Raw genomic sequence first — 18,489 nt, forward strand, 5'->3', positions numbered from 1 at the left:
AGGAGCATAGAGCTGCTCACTTGACTGCAGTATGAGAAGGGGGAAAAGAGTGTTCTCGCCCCCGGAATCATTCATTCAATTCGCCGGTTTTCAGCTTGCGGTGCCATTCGACCAAACCGGGCAGCTTGTCGCCTTCAACGGCGCCGCTTTCTGCGGCTGCTTCGGCAAGTGCCTCAAAGTCCGTCAGACTGAAGTGCGGCAGGGAGGCTTCCCTGAAGTTGTCTTCTGCCCGGTCAAGGCCGTACGTGAAGATCGAGGCGACGCCGAGCACATCGGACCCCGCTTCCGCAGCGGCTTTGGCTGCGGTGAGGCTGCTGCCGCCGGTCGAGATGAGGTCTTCGATGATGACGGTTTTGGCGCCTTCCCCGATTTCCCCTTCGATCTGGTTGCCGCGGCCGTGGCCTTTCGGTTTTGATCGGATATAAATCATCGGCAGGTCCAGCTCTTCGCTCACCCAGGCGGCATGCGGGATGCCGGCGGTTGCCGTTCCGGCGACCACTTCGGTTTCCGGAAATTCTTCCCGGATCCGCCCGGCAAGTGCTTTGGCGATGAGGCGACGGACTTCCGGGTGGGACATCGTCAGCCGGTTGTCGCAGTAGATCGGCGACTGAATGCCCGATGCCCATGTGAACGGTTCGTCCGGGCTGAACCGGACCGCTCCGATCGAAAGGAGCGCCTCTGCGATTTCTTTTTTGTTTGTCATCGGTTCCATTCCTCCCATTGCCGCTTCACTGCGCCGTAGGCCTCTGCCGGATCGGCCGCCTTCGTGATGGCCCGTCCGACGACGATGTGCGTCGAGCCGGACTTTCTGGCTTCAAGCGGCGTTGCGATTCTTTTCTGGTCCTGCGATTCCCCTCCGGCAAGCCGGATGCCCGGTGTCACCTTCAGGAACGATTCTCCGCAGGCGGACCGGATGGCAGCCGCTTCATGCACCGAGCAGACGACGCCGTCCAGCCCGGAATCCTTCGCGAGTCGGGCGTAGCGGAGCACGGATTGTTCAAGCGTGCCCGCGATCCCCTGCTCGAGACGCATCTGGTCTTCCCCGGTCGAAGTGAGCTGCGTGACGGCGATCAGCGCCGGACGCTCCGCTCCCGCAGGTGTTCCGGCTTCGAGCCCTTCAAGCGCCCGTTCCATCATTTCCCGCCCGCCCGCCGCATGGACGTTCACCATGCCGACGCCGAGTTGCGCCAGGCCCTTCATTGCCTGGCCGACCGTGTTCGGGATGTCATGAAGCTTCAGGTCGAGAAAAATGTCATGGCCGGCTTCCCGGATTCTTTCCACGACCGACGGTCCGTTCTGCAGGTACAGTTCCATCCCGATTTTCACGGACAGCCTGCCGGGGATGTCCCGGAGGAATTCCAGCGCATCATCCGGGGCCGGAAAATCAAGTGCGATGATCGGTGAGTCATTCATAGCCGGTGGCTCCTTCCGGTCAGTTCGGTAATGTTTCCGATGCCGAGTTCGTCCAAGCGTCCGGGCAGCGCATCAATCAGCTTCGGACAGACAAAGTGATCAACGAAGTTGGCCGTGCCGACCGCGACGGCGCTCGCGCCCGCCGACATGAAGTCGATGACATCATCCACTTCGGCGACACCGCCCATGCCGATCACGGGGATCGAGACGGAACTGGTCACTTCATACACCATGCGGAGCGCCACCGGCTTGACTGCGGGACCGGACAGGCCGCCTGTGCCGTTCGCGATGACCGGCCGCCCGGTGCGGGGATCAAAGCGCATGCCGACAAGCGTGTTGATGAGCGTCAGTCCGTCCGCGCCGCCTTCTTCGACCGCACGGGCAATCGCCGTCACATCCGTGACGTTCGGCGAGAGCTTGACATACACCGGCACCGAAGACACGGCCTTGACCGCCTGCGTCAGTTCCTTGGCGATCGCCGGATCCGTGCCGAACGTGATGCCGCCGCATTTGACGTTCGGGCAGGAGATATTGAGCTCGATCGCATGGACATTCGGCGACTTGGAAATCCGCTCGCAGACCGCCACGTAATCTTCTGTTTCGGAGCCCGCCACATTTGCGATGATCGGCACGTCAAACTGCTCAAGCCACGGCAGTTCTTCCGAAACGACCTTTTCAAGGCCGGGATTCTGAAGGCCGATCGCATTCAGCATGCCGGACGGCGTTTCCGCGACGCGGGGCGTCGGGTTGCCGTAGCGGGGCTCAAGCGTCGTCGCCTTCACCATGATGGCGCCGAGCTTTGACAGATCGTACAACTGTGCATATTCTTTGCCGAACCCGAAGCAGCCGCTTGCCGGCATGATCGGGTTTTTCAGATTGAGTCCAGGCAGTTCCACCTGCAGCCGGTTCATAGTTTCACCACCCCCGCCCGGAACACAGGTCCGTCCGAGCAAACTTTCACATAGCCTTTTTCATTTGCATCGGTGTGGCACACGCAGGCGAAGCAGGCGCCGATCCCGCAGCCCATCCGTTCTTCGAAGCTCAGATAGCCTTCCGTGCCTTCCATCATGTCCGATACGGCCGTAAGCATCGGGATCGGCCCGCAGCTGTAATACAGATCAAAGTCGCCGAGTTGCCGGATCACGTCCGTGACGAATCCCCGGGTGCCCGCGGAACCGTCGACGGTCGTGATATGCGTTTCCCCGAGCCCGCTGAACTCTTCCTCATAAAAAGCGACGTCCGCCGACTGGAATCCGAGCACATGAACCGGTTCGGCACCGGCCGCCTTCAGCTTTTTCGACAGGCCGTAGAGCGGAGGCACGCCGATTCCGCCGCCGACGATGAGCACCCGGTCGCCGGACTTGGCCGGCGCGAGCGGGAACCCGTTGCCGAGCGGACCGAGCACGTCGGCCTCTTCGCCGGCCGTCTTTTGCGCCAGCAGAGAAGTCCCTTTGCCTTCCGCCCGGTAGATGAGCGTCATCGTGCCCTCCCCGCTGTCCGACGATGAGATGCTGATCGGGCGCCGGAGCAGCGGATCGAAGCCGTCCGTCGTCCGGATGTGGACAAAACGACCGGGGGTTCCGATGTCTTCGACCAGTTTCCCCTTCAGGACGAGCTCAAAGATGTTTTGGGCGATTTCTTGTTGGGCCACGACTTCCATCCGTTCGTTCCGGATCATGCGCGGACCTCTCCTGCCGGCATGGCGTCCGCGGAGAATGTCATCGATTCGAGGACGCGGAGGACCGCCTTCGCCGTATCGAGCGAGGTCATGCACGGAACGCCGTTTTCAACCGTTTCCCGGCGGATCCGGAAGCCGTCTCTTTCCGGCTGCTTGCCTTTTGTCAGTGTGTTGATGACAAACTGGGCTTCGCCTTTCTGGATGACATCAATGAGCGTCTGGCCCTCACCGCCGATCTTGCCGACGGTTTGGACGCGGAGGCCGGCTTCCCGTAGCGCTTCCGCGGTTCCGGCCGTTGCGAGGAGCTGGTAGCCGATATCGGCGAACCGCGCAGCGATTTCCGCCGCTTCATCCTTGTCTTTGTCGGCGACCGTGAGGAGCACCGTCCCGTGGTTGCGGATTTCCATGCCCGATGCGACAAGTCCTTTGTAAAGCGCCTTTTCAAGCGTCGTGTCCTTGCCCATGACTTCACCCGTCGACTTCATCTCAGGTCCGAGCGTGATGTCGACACGTGCGAGTTTCGCGAAGCTGAACACCGGCACTTTTACGTACACGCCTTCGCCCGGCTCGACGAGACCCGTCGGGTAGCCCTGTTCCGTGATCGACTGTCCGAGGATCGCCTTCGTTGCAATGTTGGCCATCGGGAGCCCCGTGATCTTCGAGAGGAACGGAACCGTCCGGCTTGAGCGCGGGTTCACTTCGATGACGTATACCTTGCCTTCCGCGATCACGTACTGGATGTTCAGGAGGCCGACGATCTTGAGGCCCCTTGCCAGCCGTTCCGTGTAGTCCGCGAGCGTGTCAATATGCTCCAGCGACAGGCTCTGCGGCGGGTAGACCGCAATCGAGTCGCCGGAGTGGACGCCCGCCCGTTCAATGTGTTCCATGATCCCGGGAATCAGGACGTTCTCGCCGTCGCAGATCGCGTCGACTTCGATTTCCTTCCCGGTCAGGTAACGGTCGATGAGCACCGGATGTTCAGGGCTGGCCTCGACGGCGTGGTCCATATAATGGAGGAGCTCTTCCTCGTTATAGACGATTTCCATCGCGCGGCCGCCGAGCACGTACGATGGCCGGACGAGGACCGGGTAGCCGATGTCGTTTGCGATGACGGCAGCTTCCGGGGATGAGACGGCAGTTTTACCGAGCGGCTGAGGGATGCCGATTTCATGCAGCGTTTGTTCGAACTTGTCGCGGTTTTCCGCACGGTCGAGGTCTTCGAGCGTCGTGCCGAGAATCTTCACGCCGCGTGCTTCAAGCGCCGCTGCCAGGTTGATCGCCGTTTGGCCGCCGAACTGGACGATGACGCCCTTCGGCTGCTCGAGGTCGATGATGTGCATGACGTCTTCAATCGTCAGCGGCTCAAAGTACAGCTTGTCGGAAATCGAGAAGTCGGTGGACACCGTTTCCGGGTTGTTGTTGATGATGATCGCCTCGTACCCGGCTTCCTGGATGGCCCATACCGAGTGGACGGTCGCGTAGTCAAACTCGACGCCCTGGCCGATGCGGATCGGGCCGGAGCCGAGGACGATCACGCTCTCTTTGTCCGTCTTGACGGACTCGTTTTCATCTTCGTATGTGCCGTAGAAGTAAGGTGTCTCGGATTCGAACTCGCCCGCGCACGTATCCACCATCTTGTACACCGGGATGAGGCCCTGCTCGGTGCGCCATTCGTATACCGAGCGCTCGTCGCTGTTCCAGAGCGCGGCGATCGTCCGGTCGGAGAAGCCCATCCGCTTCGCCTTGCGGGCGGACATGCGGTCAAACGGATTGTCCGCAAGTGTTCCTTCGTAGGCAACAATCTTGGCAAGCTTGTTCAGGAAGAAGAAGTCGATCTTGCTCCAATCATGGATCGTCTCGACCGTCACGCCTCGGCGCAGCGCTTCGCCGATGAAGAAGAGCCGTTCATCGCCCGCGCGGCGGATGCGCTTCTCGATCCAGTCCATCTCGAGTTCCTCACCGTGCTTCAGTGCGAGGTGGTCGAGTCCGGTTTCAAGGGAGCGGACCGCTTTCAGGATCGCTTCCTCGAACGTGCGGCCCATCGACATGACTTCGCCGGTCGCTTTCATTTGAGTGCCGAGGTTCCGTTTTGCGCTTTCGAACTTGTCGAATGGCCAGCGCGGGATTTTGGCGACGATGTAGTCAATCGTCGGCTCAAAGCATGCATAGGTCTTGCCCGTTACCGGGTTCAGCATTTCATCGAGCGTCAAGCCGACTGCGATCTTCGAGGCGAGCTTGGCGATGGGATAGCCTGTTGCCTTCGATGCGAGCGCGGACGACCGGCTGACGCGCGGGTTCACTTCGATCGCGTAGAAGTTGAAGCTGTCCGGGTCGAGTGCGAGCTGGACGTTGCAGCCGCCTTCGATGCCGAGTGCGCGGATGATGTTCAGCGAAACGTTGCGGAGCATCTGGACTTCGCGGTCCGACAAGGTCTGGACAGGCGCCACGACGATCGAGTCGCCGGTGTGGATGCCGACCGGGTCGACATTTTCCATGCTGCAGACAACGATTGCGTTGTCCGCGGAGTCACGCATCACTTCAAACTCGATTTCCTTGAAGCCGGCGATCGACTTCTCAAGGAGGCACTGTGTGACCGGGCTGTATTTCAGACCGCTTGCCACGATTTCTTCGAGTTCCTGGGCGTCGTGGCAGATGCCGCCGCCCGTGCCGCCGAGCGTGAAGGCCGGACGGACGATGACCGGATAGCCGATCTGCTCAACGAATGCCTTGGCTTCGTCGAGGTTGTGGATGATCTCGCTTTCGGGAACCGGCACGTTGAGGTCGTTCATGAGCGAGCGGAACAGTTCTCGGTCTTCCGCTTTGTTGATCGCGTCGAGCTTCGTGCCGAGAATTTCGATGCCGAGCTCGTCCAGGATGCCCGAGTTGTGCAGCTCGATCGCCATATTGAGTCCTGTCTGGCCGCCGAGCGTCGGGAGAATGGCGTCCGGGCGCTCTTTGCGGATGATGCGAGATACGAAGTCAAGCGAGATCGGCTCGATGTATACTTTGTCCGCGATTTCCGTGTCGGTCATGATCGTGGCCGGGTTGGAGTTGATGAGGATGACCCGGTATCCCTCTTCTTTCAGTGAGAGGCAGGCCTGTGTTCCTGCATAGTCGAATTCTGCGGCCTGGCCGATGACGATCGGGCCCGAGCCGATAACGAGGATGGTTTCGATGTCTGTACGTTTAGGCATTGATGTGCTGCTCCTTTCCGTTTTGGCGCTCCATAAGGTCGATGAACCGGTCGAACAGGTGGTTCGAATCTTCCGGCCCAGGAGAAGCTTCCGGGTCGAACTGGACGGAGAAGGCCGGGTGTTCCCGGTGTTTGAGCCCTTCGACCGTACCGTCATTCAATGCAGTGTGGGTCACTTCAAGGCCCGTGCCTTCGAGGGAATCCGCATTGACGGCAAACTGGTGGTTCTGTGCGGTGATCTCCGTACGGCCGGTCGAAAGGTCCTTGACCGGGTGATTTCCGCCGTGGTGCCCGAACTTCATCTTGTAAGTGGTCGCGCCGCAGGCGATGGCGAGCAGCTGATGGCCGAGGTTGATGCCGAACACCGGCACTTTGCCGAGGATGCCGCGGATGAATTCCGGAGCCGCCTCGACGTCTTGCGGGTTGCCGGGTCCGTTTGAGAGAAGGATGCCGTCCGGATGCCAGGCAAGCACATCTTCGGCTTTCGTGTCATGCGGGACGACGAGCACGTCGCAGCCGCGGTTGTTCAGCTCGCGGAGGATGCCGTGCTTCATGCCGTAGTCGAGAATGGCCACGCGCTTGCCGCGGCCCGGGCTCGGGTATGGACGCTTTGTTGAAACGGACTCCACCTGGTTGGTCGTGAAATCCGAGGCTGCCAGCACAGTGAGCGCCGTTTCGACATCAACGTCTTTGCCCGCTTCCGTCAGCATCCCTTTCATCGTGCCTTTGTCGCGGATGATGCGGGTCAGCTTGCGGGTGTCGATCTCCGCGATGCCCGGAATGTTCCGGTCTTTCATATAAGAGGCGAGGTCCTGGTCGCAGCGGAAGTTTGACGGCTGGCCGGTGATCTCCCGCACGGCGAGTGCGCCGAGATGGAAATCGACCGATTCGGAATCATCCCGGTTGACGCCGTAGTTGCCGATCATCGGGTAAGTCATCACCGTGATCGCCCCGATGTTCGACGGATTGGTGAGCGCCTCCTGATAGCCGCTCATACCGGTGGAGAAGACCACTTCCCCGACCATGCCGCGTCCGGCGCCGAACGCCTCGCCTTCAAATACCGTGCCGTCTTCCAGGATCAGATATCTTTTTTCAGTCATCATTGTTCCTCCTGCCATACAATTTTTCCGCCAAATACCGTCATGACGGGCCAGCCCTTGCAGACCTTGCCGCCGAACGGAGTGTTTTTCCCTTTTGATGCGAATTCTTCCGGTTGGATCGCCCGTTCGGTCCCGAGGTCGAGCAGCACAAGGTCCGCCGGTTTCCCTTCTTTGATCTCACCGAATTCAAAGCCGAACACGTCTGCCGGCTTTGCCGTCAGCCAGTCCGTCAGCTGTTTCAGCGTCCACTTGCCGGTTTGAACGAACTCCGTATACAAGAGCGGGAACGCCGTCTCAAGGCCCGTGATGCCAAACGGCGCTTTTTCCATGCCGGCCGCTTTTTCGTCGGCCGTGTGGGGGGCATGGTCCGTCGCGATCACATCAATCGTGCCGTCAAGCAGCCCTTCATGGAGCGCCTCGAGGTCTTCCTTCGCCCGGAGCGGCGGGTTCATCTTCCAGTCGGCGTCATCGCCGGGGATGTCATCTTCGGTCAAGAGGAGATGGTGCGGCGTCACTTCCGCCGTCACCCGGATGCCGGCACGCTTGGCGTCGCGGATGACCCGGACCGACTCTTTCGTGCTCACATGGCAGACGTGGTAGTGGGCTCCCGCCGCCTCTGCGAGCAGCACGTCGCGCGCGATATGAACAGACTCGGCGATCGATGGGATTCCGGGAATGCCGAGCTCGCGGCTGCGCTTCCCGTCATGCATCGCCCCGCCGTAGATGAGCGTGTTGTCTTCGCAGTGGGCGACGACCGGCATGTCCAGCTTTGCGGCGTCCTGCATCGCCTCAAACATCATGCCCGCTTCCTGGACGCCGACGCCGTCGTCCGTGAAGGCGAACGCACCGTGGGTCTTCAGTTCTTCCATGTTGGTCCGCTCTTTGCCGGCCTCCCGGATGGTGATCGATGCGTAAGGGAGAACGCGGACAAGCGCTTTTTCTTCGATGAGCCGGTTCACTGTGCCGAGAGTTTCCGCCGTGTCCGGCACCGGACGGGTGTTCGGCATGGCACAGACGGTCGTGAAGCCGCCTTTCGCTGCCGCAAGCGTGCCGGTTTCAATTGTTTCCTTGTGCTCCCCGCCCGGTTCGCGGAGATGGATATGGACATCGATGAATCCCGGTGCGGCAAAGCGCCCTTCGCCGTCCAACACTTCTTGGCCTTCCGGGCTGATTTCCGCGGCGAGTTCCTTGAAGATGCCGTCCTCGATCAGAATATCGGTTTCCTTCAGTTCCCCGTTCGGGTCAAGCGTGCGTACGTTTCGGATCAGTGTGCCCATCTCAATCTCTCCCTTTCAGTATCGTCTCAAGAACTGCCATTCTCACATAAACGCCGTTTTCCACTTGCCGGAAGATCCTCGACCTCGGAGCTTCGACGAGCGATCCGGCGATTTCCACGCCGCGGTTCACGGGGGCCGGGTGCATGATGATCGCCCCTTCCTTCATCCGGGCGGCCCGGTCCTCCGTCAGGCCGTAGCGTGCATGGTACGCTTCCGGCGCGAAGTCTTCGCCGCCTCCGTGCCGTTCGTGCTGGACGCGGAGCAGCATGATGGCATCGGACTCGCCGAGCACGTCCTCCCAGTCATCCACCGCCTCGAAATCTCCCCGCCATTCCGGCGGACAGAGGTAGCGGACTTCCGCTCCGAACAGCTCGAGCGCATCGCGGTCCGACTTGGCGACGCGGCTGTGGGCCACATCGCCGGCGATCGTCACCTTGAGGCCTTCGAGCTTTCCGAACTCCTCCTGCAGCGTGAACAGGTCGAGCAGCGACTGTGTCGGATGCTGGCCCGAGCCGTCTCCGCCGTTGATGATCGACACCGATGTGCGGCCCTCAAGCTCTTTATAGTAGCCGTCTTCGGGATGGCGGATGACGAGCGCATCCAGTCCGATCGCCTCCAGCGTCTTCACCGTATCGTACAGCGACTCTCCCTTGAGCGTGCTCGAGAACCCCGCTTCAAACGGCAAAGGAGACAGCCCGAGTTTTTGCTCCGCCATTTCAAAGCTCGTCTTCGTCCGTGTGCTCGGTTCAAAGAACAAGTTGCTGACGGCGTAGTCCCGTCCGAGTGCATGGGGTTCGCCCGCCTTCAATTCGGCGGCCCGCGCCAGCAGGCTGCGGATTCCCTCTTTCCCGAGCTGTTTCATCGACAGCAGATGGTCCATGATGTCCGTCCCCCTTAATATGTATCAAAAAAGCCTTTCCCGGGTGCGGAAAGGCTCCAGCCGGACCCGCCGGGGCAAACTGCGCCCGCCGTCCGTTGCATGAAGGCCTTTCCGCATCTCCCGGATGCAGTTAAAAGGCGTTGATTATTCGGTGTCGCCCGCTTCCTTCCCCTCCGGCTTGCCCGGCAGGATCTGGTTGAGCAGGACGCCGAGGATGGCGGCGAGCGCCATGCCCTCGATCTTGAAGGTTTCGCTGATCTGGATGGCCGCCCCGCCGATCCCGGTCACGAGAATGACCGAGGCGATGACCAGGTTGCGCTGATTGTCGAAGTCGATCCCGTGCTCCACGAGCATGCGAAGCCCCGAGGAGGCGATGATTCCGAACAGGAGGATCGAAATGCCCCCGAGCACCGCCTGCGGGATGGTCGCGATGAGCGCCATCAGCTTTCCGAGGAAAGAGAAGACGATCGCGAACACCGCAGCCCCGAAGATGACGTGGATGCTGAACACCCGGGTGAGCGCCAGGACGCCGATGTTTTCGCCGTATGTCGTCTTTGGCGGCCCGCCGACGAGCCCGCTGATGAGCGTCCCGATGCCGTCGCCGAGGAGTGAACGGTGGAGGCCCGGCTCCTTGATGAAGTTCCGGTCGACGATCCGGCCCAGGACAAGCTGGTGCCCGATATGCTCGGAAATCGTCACGATCGAGATCGGCACCATCACGAGAAGGATGGTCGGCGTGATGTGGAAGCTGTAGTCGATGCCCGGTAGAAGGAACTCCGGCACCTGGAACCAGCCCGCTTCCCGGACCGGTGTGAAATCAATGATGCCGATCGCCGCAGAATAGATATAGCCGGCGACGATGCCGATCAGCACCGGCATGAGGCTGATGATGCCCCGGAAGAAAATGATGCAGACGACCGCTGTTGCAAGCGTCACGAGTGCCGCAGAGAAGTGCAGGAAGCTGTACGTGTTCGTGCCGTCCACGTCGATCGTGCTGGCCATCTGGACCGCCGTCGGCGCAAGCGCCAGCCCGATCACCATGATGACCGGCCCGACGACGACCGGCGGCAGGATCTTCATGATCCACTTGTAGCCGGTTTTCCAGATGACCAGCGAGACGATCGCATACACGAGCGAGACGAACAGGCTGCCGATGAGCGCACTGCCGATCCCTCCCGCCTGTGTCGCCACCTGAATCGGGATGATGAACGCGAACGAGGAGCCGAGATAGGCCGGAACCTTGAACTGCGTCACGAGAATGAACACGATGGTCGCAATCCCGCTCGTGAGGAGCGCAATGGCCGGGCTAAGCCCGACGAGCTGGGGCACGAGGATGGTGGAGCCGAACATTGCAAACATATGCTGAAGGCTGAGCGTCAGCCATTTGCCGTTTGACGGCCGATCATTGATGTCGAGAACTGCTTTTGCCATGTTATCCGGTCTCCTGTCTTTCTGTAGAGTTTCGGTTTATCGGATGGGCGATGCGCCCGGGTCAGGCCTTTTCAAGAGAGACGCTGTCCGTCCCGTCCGTCTCCGCCAGTTCCACTGTGATCCGCTCTTCGCTCGATGTCGGCACGTTCTTTCCGACGTAGTCCGGACGGATCGGCAGTTCGCGGTGTCCCCGGTCAACGAGGACTGCGAGCTGAATGCTCGACGGCCGTCCGATGTCCATCACCGCATCCATAGCGGCCCGGACTGTGCGGCCCGTGTAAAGCACATCGTCGACAAGGATCACTTTCCGGTCGCTGACGTCCTGCTCGATGTCGATCTGCTGCACGAGCGGCGCCTCCATCCCTTGCTTGCGGATGTCGTCCCGATACAGCGTGATATCGAGTTCACCCTTTTCAATCGGCATGCCCTCGATCTGTTCAATCTTGTCCGCAAGCCGGCTGGCGATGTGGACGCCCCTTGTCTTGATGCCGACGAGGATGCAGCCCTCCACGCCTTTGTTGCGTTCGATGATTTCATGGGCAATCCGGGTGATGGCCCGGCTGATCGCCTTTTCGTCCAGCAGGTTTGTTTTTTGTCCCACACCGGTTCCTCCTTCATGAATAAATGAAAAACCCTCCCGCCGGAATGGCAGGAGGGCATATGTGCAGAATTCGGTCCGGCAGGCCATGCATTCAGCATGGGCTGGCGGACTTCCCGTACAACCTTCCCGGCCTCTCCGGACCGAATTTAAAGGTTCGTATTTGATTGATTCGCCTAACTATACACCTTTGCCGGGCGGCCTGTCAACGGCGGGAACGAAGTTTTTCAAGAAGTGCCCGGAAGTCCTCCGGCAGCGGCGTTTCGAACTCCATGTACTCACCCGTTTCCGGATGGACGAAACCGAGCACGCCGGCGTGGAGCACCTGGCCGCCGAATTCGATCGTGTTCCGCGGGCCGTATTTCGGATCCCCGGCAAGCGGATGGCCGATGTACTTCATGTGGACCCGGATTTGATGGGTGCGGCCGGTCTCAAGGCGGCATTCGATGAGCGTGAAGTCGCCGAATCGCTCAAGGACGGTGAAGTGCGTCACCGCCGGCTTGCCGCCGTCAATCACCGTCATCTTCTGGCGGTCTTTCGGATCCCTGCCGATCGGCGCATCGACCGTTCCTTTGTCATGGTCGATATTGCCGTGTACAAGCGCGGTGTACTTGCGCGTCACCGTTTTTTCCGACAGCTGACCGGCAAGCGACACATGGGCCCGGTCGTTTTTCGCGACAGCCAGGAGACCGGTCGTGTCTTTGTCGATCCGGTGGACGATGCCCGGCCGGAGCACGCCGTTGATGCCCGACAGGTCGGTGCAGTGATGCATGAGCCCGTTGACGAGCGTACCGGTCGCATGCCCTGCCGCCGGATGGACGACCATGCCTCGCGGCTTGTTGACGACGAGCACATCGCCGTCTTCATAGACGATTTCCAGGCCAAGGTCTTCCGGAACGATTTCAAGCGGTTCAGGTTCCGGCACGCCGATCTCCACCAGGTCGCCCTCTTTCAGCACATGGTTCGGCTTCACCTGCCCGCCGTTGACACGGACGAGTCCGTCTTTGATCCAGCCCTGGATCTTGGAGCGGGTCCAGTCGGGCTGGACGGACGGCAGCGCCTTGTCTATGCGTGTGCGGTCCAGATCCGCCGTTACTGTGATTGAATAGTTTTCCATCAAGACACCTTTTTCTTATTCTTTTCTTTGACTTCTTCCAGCAGCATATGGAGGATCAGCATGATGACCCCGAATGTCAGAGCGGCATCGGCCACGTTGAAGATCGGAAAATCGTAGCGGATGACCGGGATGAGCACATCGACAAAGTCGACGACCTCTCCCATGCGCAGCCGGTCGATGAAGTTGCCGATTGCGCCGCCGAGCAGCAGCATGAGGCTCGTCCGGAAAGCGGCGCCGCCTTCTCTGCCGTGACGGTGAAAGTAATACAGGATGCCGCCCACGACAATGATCGTCACAATATAGAAGAGCCACATATGCCCCTGCAGCATCCCCCAAGCCGCCCCCCGGTTCCGGTGGGACAACAGCCCGAGGTACGGATCAAGAATCCCGACCCGCTCGCCGACCTCCATATGTTTGACGACAAGCCACTTCGTCCACTGATCAAGGACGACGACGGCTGCCGCAATGGCGTAATAAAAAATATTCACAGTTTATCCTCCGTCGGTTGGAATCTAACCCATTTTACCACACGGAGCGGAGTGGCGCAGTGCAAGTTCACCGCTTGCCCGGGCAGGAAGCCCGGAATGAATCGATGCGTACGGTTTATCGGGGCGTGAACCGTACGCATCGGGGAGAGAATGTATCCGGTTCTCGGAATAATTTCACTCAGGTTAAGAAATCTGCATGACCGGCGGGAAAAGCGTCCGTCGAAGATCCCGCAGAGCGCAGCCCGGGGATCGGCCCGCGGGAAGCGAGCGGATTTCTTCGGCTGATGGGGTTCTTTGACACGATACAGGGTGCTTATGGGACGAGTGGAATCATAGACCCCGTGAGTGAGCGCGTTGACAAGGCGAGTGGAATCATAGACCCCGCGAGTGAGCGCGTTGCCGGTTCGAGTGAATTCGTGGAGCGATAACCTCCGGTTCCTTGTGTGATTTCTTCGCCGGATGGAAAACACAGACACAATGAATGCCGATTCGCATGATCTGCTCCGAAACCCTTCTCCATCAGAAAAGCCGTCCTCGATGGACGGCTTTTCCTTGGTCATTATTCGTAATGGTTGGCCACGACTTCCGCACAGCGGGCGCAGAGGTCCGGGTGGGACGGGTCGTCTCCGACCGTGCCGGGGACGGACCAGCAGCGTGCGCATTTTTCGCCGTCGGCTTTTTCGACGGTGACTCGGACGACGGAGCCCGTCGCATCCGCCGGCGAATGTTCAAGGTTGCCGCCGACGGTAAATTTCGAAACGATGAAGAACTGGGCGAAATCGATGTCTTCCGCTGCAAACTGCGCCTTCAGGTCTTCCGGCACATACAGCGTGACGGCGGCTTCAAGCGACTTGCCGATCGTCTTTTCGTTCCGTGCTTCTTCGAGCGCCTTCAGCACGTCGTCGCGGACTTCCATGAGACGGCCGAAACGTGCGAGGAGCGCCTCGTCCTCCTGCGTTGCCGGGCGGGCATCCGGCATGTCGGTCAGCTGGACGCTTTCTTCCGCTTCGTGCTCGAGGTAGCTCCACATTTCATCGGCCGTGTGCGACAGGATCGGCGACATGAGCTTGAGCAGTGCGATGAGCGTGTCGTACATGACGGTCTGCATCGCGCGGCGGTGTGCATTGTCCGGTGCTTCGATATAGACGACGTCTTTCGCGATATCCAGATAGAACGAGCTGAGATCCGCCGTGCAGAAATTGTTCACTGCGCTGTAGACCGTCATGAACTCATACCGGTCGTACGCGCCGCGCACCGTGCGGATCAGGTTCTGCAGCTTGAGGTCCATGTACTTGTCGACCGGACGGAGATCTTCATAGGCCACACGGTCCTTCGCCGGATCGAAGTCGAACAGGTTGCCGTGAAGGAAGCGGAGCGTATTGCGGATTTTCCGGTACACTTCGGACACTTGCTTGAAGATGCTGTCGGCGACATGCACATCGGCCGTGTAGTCGCAGGAAGCGACCCACAGACGGAGAATGTCTGCCCCCATCTGGTCCATCACCTGCGCCGGCACGATGACATTGCCGAGCGACTTGCTCATCTTGCGGCCTTCGCCGTCAAGCGTGAAGCCGTGGCTCAGGATGCCTTTGTACGGCGCGCGGCCGCAGACGGCGACGCTCGTCGTGAGGGACGAGTTGAACCAGCCGCGATACTGGTCGGACCCTTCGAGATAAAGATCGGCCGGATAAACGAGATCGTCACGCTCCACAAGCACGCCCTGGTGGGTGGAGCCGGAGTCGAACCAGACATCCATGATGTCGGTTTCCTTCGTGAACTTGCCGTTCGGGCTGCCCGGATGCTCGAAGCCTTCCGGCAGCAGGTCTTTCGCCTCGCGTTCGAACCAGATGTTTGAACCGTGCTCACGGAACAGTTCCTGGATATGGCCGATCGTTTCGTCGGTGATGACCGGCTCGCCGTTTTCCGCATAAAACACCGGAATCGGAACGCCCCATGCACGCTGGCGGGAAATACACCAGTCGCCGCGATCGCGGACCATATTATACAGACGCGTCTCGCCCCATGCCGGGGTGAACGAGGTTTCCCGGATCGCCTTCAGCAGGTCTTCCCGGAATGATTCGATCGAGGCGAACCACTGGGCCGTCGCCCGGAAGATGACCGGCTTCTTTGAACGCCAGTCGTGCGGGTACGAGTGGGTGATGAACTCGAGCCCGAGCAGCGCGCCTTTTTCCTTCAGTGCTTCGGTGATCGGCTTGTTCGCCGCATCGTAGAAGAGGCCGGCAAAGCCCGGTGCCTCTTCGGTCATATACCCTTTGTCGTCGACCGGGCAGAGGACGTCCAGACCGTTCGCCTTTCCGACCCTGAAGTCATCTTCCCCGTGTCCCGGCGCCGTGTGCACGCAGCCGGTTCCGGCATCGATCGTCACATGGTCGCCGAGGATGACGAGGGAGTCCCGGCCATAAAGCGGATGTTCGGCCACGATATGGGCAAGTTCCGCGCCTTTCAGTTCCTTCACGGTTTCCACGCTGTTCCAGCCGAGCTTTTCGCCGACCTGCCCGATGAGGTCCTTTGCGATGACGTATGTTTCCCCGTCCGCTTTCACGACGGAATAAACGAATTCCGGATGAACCGAGATGCCGAGGTTTGCCGGGATCGTCCAGGGGGTCGTGGTCCAGATGATGAACTTCACGCCTTCCTCGAGGACGCCTTTTCCGTCTTTCACAGGAAAAGCCACGTAGATCGACGGGGACCGTTTGTCTTTGTATTCAATTTCGGCTTCCGCCAGCGCAGACTCGCTTGACGGAGACCAATAAACCGGTTTTTTTCCTTTATAGATATAGCCTTTTTTGGCCATGTCGCCGAAGACGCCGATCTGGCGCGCTTCGAACGCCGGCTTCAGGGTGATGTACGGATTGTCCCAGTCGCCGCGGACGCCGATGCGCTTGAACTGCGTGCGCTGGCGGTCGATCTGCTCGTAGGCGTATTCTTCGCACAGCTTTCGGAATTCCGCGACCGACAGTTCCTTGCGGTTGACGCCCTTGTTGACGAGCGCCTGCTCGATCGGCAGCCCGTGCGTGTCCCAGCCCGGCACATAAGGGGCGTGGAACCCGGTCATCGAACGGTGCCGGACAATGATGTCCTTGAGCACCTTGTTCAGCGCGTGGCCCATGTGCAGGTCCCCGTTCGCATAAGGCGGTCCGTCGTGGAGAACGAAGAAGGGACGTCCTTTCGTCCGCTCCTGGACTTTTGCATAGATGTCCATTTCCGCCCACTTCTCCTGCATCTTCGGCTCGTTTTTCGGCAGATTTCCTCTCATCGGGAAGTCGGTCTTCGGCATGAGCAGCGTGCTCTTGTAATCCATCCTGTTTCCTCCTCTGAAATAAACGGCGTGCCCGGCACCCGTCCTCGTTTTAGACAAAACAAAAAGCGCCCGTCCACAAAGGGACGAGGCGCTCTGCCCGCGTTACCACCCTCATTGCGGCACACAAATGCATGCCGCCTCTCGGACACCGTAACGGGGTGTTACCGGGAATGCGTACTCGGGTTCCGCATTCCGGCTGTGGAGGGATCTTCATGTACGGCTTCTGCACCGGGCTCGCACCTTCCCCGGCTCGCTTGGGCATCCGCCGCCACTACTGTCTCCGTCATCGCCATTTTTCAAAAAATCGATTCTTTCAGCTTGACGTTATTATAATGAATCCGTGATTCCAGGTCAAGGACCGGTCATTCTTCCCCGTCCCTCTCCAGCTTCTCGAGTTCGGACGTGTCCACTTCATAACCCATGAGGACGTCCCAGTCATCCGTCTGGATCAGCTCAAGCTGCGCCTCGACGAGCATCCGGAAACGGTTCCGGAACACTTTCGACTGCTTTTTCAGTTCCTCGATCTCGATGGCGATCCTGCGGGCCTTCGACAGGGCGTCATTGACGAGACGGTCGGCGTTCTTCTCCGCTTCCTTCACGATGAGCTTCGCTTCTTTCTGGGAATTGCGGCGCACTTCCTCCGCCGCCTCCTGTGCGATGAGGATCGAGGACTGGAGCGTGTTTTCGATCGTCGTGAAATGAGTGACCCGCTCCCTCTCATTTTTCAGCTGGCTCTCCAGCTGCTTGGTTTTTTCGAGGGCTGCCTCGTAGTCCTTCATCACCTGTTCCAGGAAATCATTCACTTCGTCCTCATCATACCCGCGGAACGAGCGGCCGAATTCCTTGTTATGTATATCAAGCGGTGTCAGAGCCATTGCGTTGCATCTCCCCTTTAAGTGTTCTCTGTTGCCCCTATTATACATGCCCCCGGAGCCGGTGACACGGATATTTGAAAAAATTCAGGGACGGCGGGTCATACCAGCCGGCCGACATCCAGGCGGATCCGCCCCTTCCTCGTGCGGTCGCCGATTTCATCGACCCGGATGCGGCCATGTCCGCGCACAGACAGCAGATCGGCTTCGGACAGTTCAAACGAGGGAGACTCGCGGACCGTGTGGTTCACCTTCACCTTGCCGGACTGGATGAGTGACGCCGACTTCTGGCGCGACAGATTGAGCACGGCAGCCAGCACCGCGTCCAGCCGGAGCGAAGCCGCTGTCACCGATTGCTCTTCCCATTCTTCCATTTCCTCGATCAGCGCCGACGGCTCCTTCAGCTGCGAAACACGCACTTTCGTCTTTCCGACCGACAGGAGGTTGGCAATGAGGTAATCGCGCAGGTGAACGTCTGCCGCAAACTGGATGATCCCGTCACCGGCACGGATATCCCCGAACCGGGAACGGTCGATCCCGAGCCCGGTGAGGGAGCCGAGCACATCCCGGTGACTGATCTCCGCGAATTTCACCGGGTAGCGGATTTCCATGACGGCAATCTCAAAGTCCTCTTCCGCCGGCTCCAGATAAGGCGGCGCAATGAGCAGCCGGCGCCGCTCCGCACCGGGAAGCCCGCCCGATTCCGCAATTACGAAATCGCGTCCGCCCGCAACCGACCGGACGATGAACCGCTGACGCGGATCCAGGAAGCCGGTGAGCTTCGGCGCATACCGGTCCTCGACTTCCGACGCCCAGCCGGCCGCCGCATCGAGGAACGGCTGCTCCTCTTTTCTGAAATGCTGTTCTATCCCCTGTTCCATCCTCTTTACCTCCCTGTGTACTCCAAAACGTTCGAAACGGGCCGGCCATCCGGACAATCACGTCCTGTTTCCCGGCATTCACAGCCAGTATCCTCGCTTCCGCCCGGCTTAACCCGGCCAGTCTCGCCCGCCTGCCAATCGAGTAGGAGGGGGTGACTAACCCCCGACCTCTCACACCACCGTACGTACCGTTCGGTATACGGCGGTTCAATCAAGATGAATAACGCAAAGTTTCGTAA

The 18,489-nt window shown here is 59.9% G+C and carries 15 protein-coding genes and 1 other annotated feature; all 15 genes read right to left on the minus strand.

The features are described 5' to 3' along the window. Nucleotides 1–67: 67 nt before the first annotated feature. The 15 genes from pyrE to ACFFIY_RS01870 all read right to left on the minus strand — a co-directional run bounded on the left by pyrE (nucleotide 68) and on the right by ACFFIY_RS01870 (nucleotide 18,250). A complete protein-coding gene (gene pyrE / locus ACFFIY_RS01800) occupies nucleotides 68–703 on the minus strand; it encodes an orotate phosphoribosyltransferase (protein ID WP_354196201.1) in 636 nt (211 codons plus the stop codon). Continuing rightward, nucleotides 700–1,413 carry an orotidine-5'-phosphate decarboxylase gene (pyrF, locus tag ACFFIY_RS01805; protein WP_354196199.1) on the minus strand — a complete coding sequence of 238 codons (714 nt, stop codon included), beginning with the start codon at nucleotides 1,411–1,413 and terminating at the stop codon, nucleotides 700–702. Before pyrF ends, pyrE begins: the two co-directional genes overlap by 4 nt. Then, complete coding sequence (locus tag ACFFIY_RS01810) at nucleotides 1,410–2,324, minus strand: dihydroorotate dehydrogenase (RefSeq protein WP_354196197.1); 915 nt, start codon at nucleotides 2,322–2,324, stop codon at nucleotides 1,410–1,412. Before ACFFIY_RS01810 ends, pyrF begins: the two co-directional genes overlap by 4 nt. Beyond that, nucleotides 2,321–3,091 (minus strand): dihydroorotate dehydrogenase electron transfer subunit, encoded by a 771-nt coding sequence (locus ACFFIY_RS01815; RefSeq protein WP_354196195.1) that lies wholly within the window; start codon nucleotides 3,089–3,091, stop codon nucleotides 2,321–2,323. Before ACFFIY_RS01815 ends, ACFFIY_RS01810 begins: the two co-directional genes overlap by 4 nt. Further along, nucleotides 3,088–6,285, minus strand: coding sequence for a carbamoyl-phosphate synthase large subunit (gene carB, locus ACFFIY_RS01820; protein ID WP_354196193.1), 3,198 nt, complete (start codon nucleotides 6,283–6,285; stop codon nucleotides 3,088–3,090). The genes ACFFIY_RS01815 and carB overlap by 4 nt, the downstream gene beginning before the upstream one ends. After that, the gene (locus tag ACFFIY_RS01825) at nucleotides 6,278–7,384 is read right to left on the minus strand and encodes a carbamoyl phosphate synthase small subunit (RefSeq protein ID WP_376837155.1); all 1,107 of its coding nucleotides are present in this window, start codon (nucleotides 7,382–7,384) and stop codon (nucleotides 6,278–6,280) included. Before ACFFIY_RS01825 ends, carB begins: the two co-directional genes overlap by 8 nt. Further along, nucleotides 7,384–8,661, minus strand: a complete 1,278-nt coding sequence (gene pyrC, locus ACFFIY_RS01830) for a dihydroorotase (RefSeq protein ID WP_354196189.1) — start codon at nucleotides 8,659–8,661, stop codon at nucleotides 7,384–7,386. The genes ACFFIY_RS01825 and pyrC overlap by 1 nt, the downstream gene beginning before the upstream one ends. A 1-nt stretch (nucleotide 8,662) precedes the next feature. After that, the gene (locus ACFFIY_RS01835) at nucleotides 8,663–9,541 is read right to left on the minus strand and encodes an aspartate carbamoyltransferase catalytic subunit (protein WP_354196187.1); all 879 of its coding nucleotides are present in this window, start codon (nucleotides 9,539–9,541) and stop codon (nucleotides 8,663–8,665) included. 144 nt (nucleotides 9,542–9,685) lie between these two features. Further along, nucleotides 9,686–10,972, minus strand: a complete 1,287-nt coding sequence (locus tag ACFFIY_RS01840) for a uracil-xanthine permease family protein (RefSeq protein WP_354196185.1) — start codon at nucleotides 10,970–10,972, stop codon at nucleotides 9,686–9,688. A 61-nt stretch (nucleotides 10,973–11,033) separates the two neighbouring features. Further along, nucleotides 11,034–11,573, minus strand: coding sequence for a bifunctional pyr operon transcriptional regulator/uracil phosphoribosyltransferase PyrR (gene pyrR / locus ACFFIY_RS01845; protein ID WP_354196183.1), 540 nt, complete (start codon nucleotides 11,571–11,573; stop codon nucleotides 11,034–11,036). Nucleotides 11,574–11,775: 202 nt separating this feature from the next. Beyond that, nucleotides 11,776–12,687, minus strand: a complete 912-nt coding sequence (locus ACFFIY_RS01850; RefSeq protein ID WP_354196181.1) for an RluA family pseudouridine synthase — start codon at nucleotides 12,685–12,687, stop codon at nucleotides 11,776–11,778. Then, nucleotides 12,687–13,175, minus strand: a complete 489-nt coding sequence (gene lspA / locus ACFFIY_RS01855; RefSeq protein WP_376837157.1) for a signal peptidase II — start codon at nucleotides 13,173–13,175, stop codon at nucleotides 12,687–12,689. Before lspA ends, ACFFIY_RS01850 begins: the two co-directional genes overlap by 1 nt. A gap of 559 nt (nucleotides 13,176–13,734) precedes the next feature. Next, the gene (gene ileS / locus ACFFIY_RS01860) at nucleotides 13,735–16,497 is read right to left on the minus strand and encodes an isoleucine--tRNA ligase (protein WP_354196179.1); all 2,763 of its coding nucleotides are present in this window, start codon (nucleotides 16,495–16,497) and stop codon (nucleotides 13,735–13,737) included. A gap of 76 nt (nucleotides 16,498–16,573) precedes the next feature. Beyond that, nucleotides 16,574–16,793 (minus strand) — a binding site (T-box leader). A 66-nt stretch (nucleotides 16,794–16,859) separates the two neighbouring features. Further along, nucleotides 16,860–17,372: a DivIVA domain-containing protein gene (locus ACFFIY_RS01865; RefSeq protein WP_354196177.1), complete on the minus strand. Its 513-nt coding sequence runs from the start codon at nucleotides 17,370–17,372 to the stop codon at nucleotides 16,860–16,862. 98 nt (nucleotides 17,373–17,470) lie between these two features. Then, nucleotides 17,471–18,250 carry a YlmH family RNA-binding protein gene (locus tag ACFFIY_RS01870; RefSeq protein WP_354196175.1) on the minus strand — a complete coding sequence of 260 codons (780 nt, stop codon included), beginning with the start codon at nucleotides 18,248–18,250 and terminating at the stop codon, nucleotides 17,471–17,473. Between the last annotated feature and the right edge of the window lie 239 nt (nucleotides 18,251–18,489).

Origin of the sequence: Bhargavaea ullalensis, from assembly GCF_042432615.1 — a bacterium.
Classification (GTDB): domain Bacteria; phylum Bacillota; class Bacilli; order Bacillales_A; family Planococcaceae; genus Bhargavaea; species Bhargavaea ullalensis.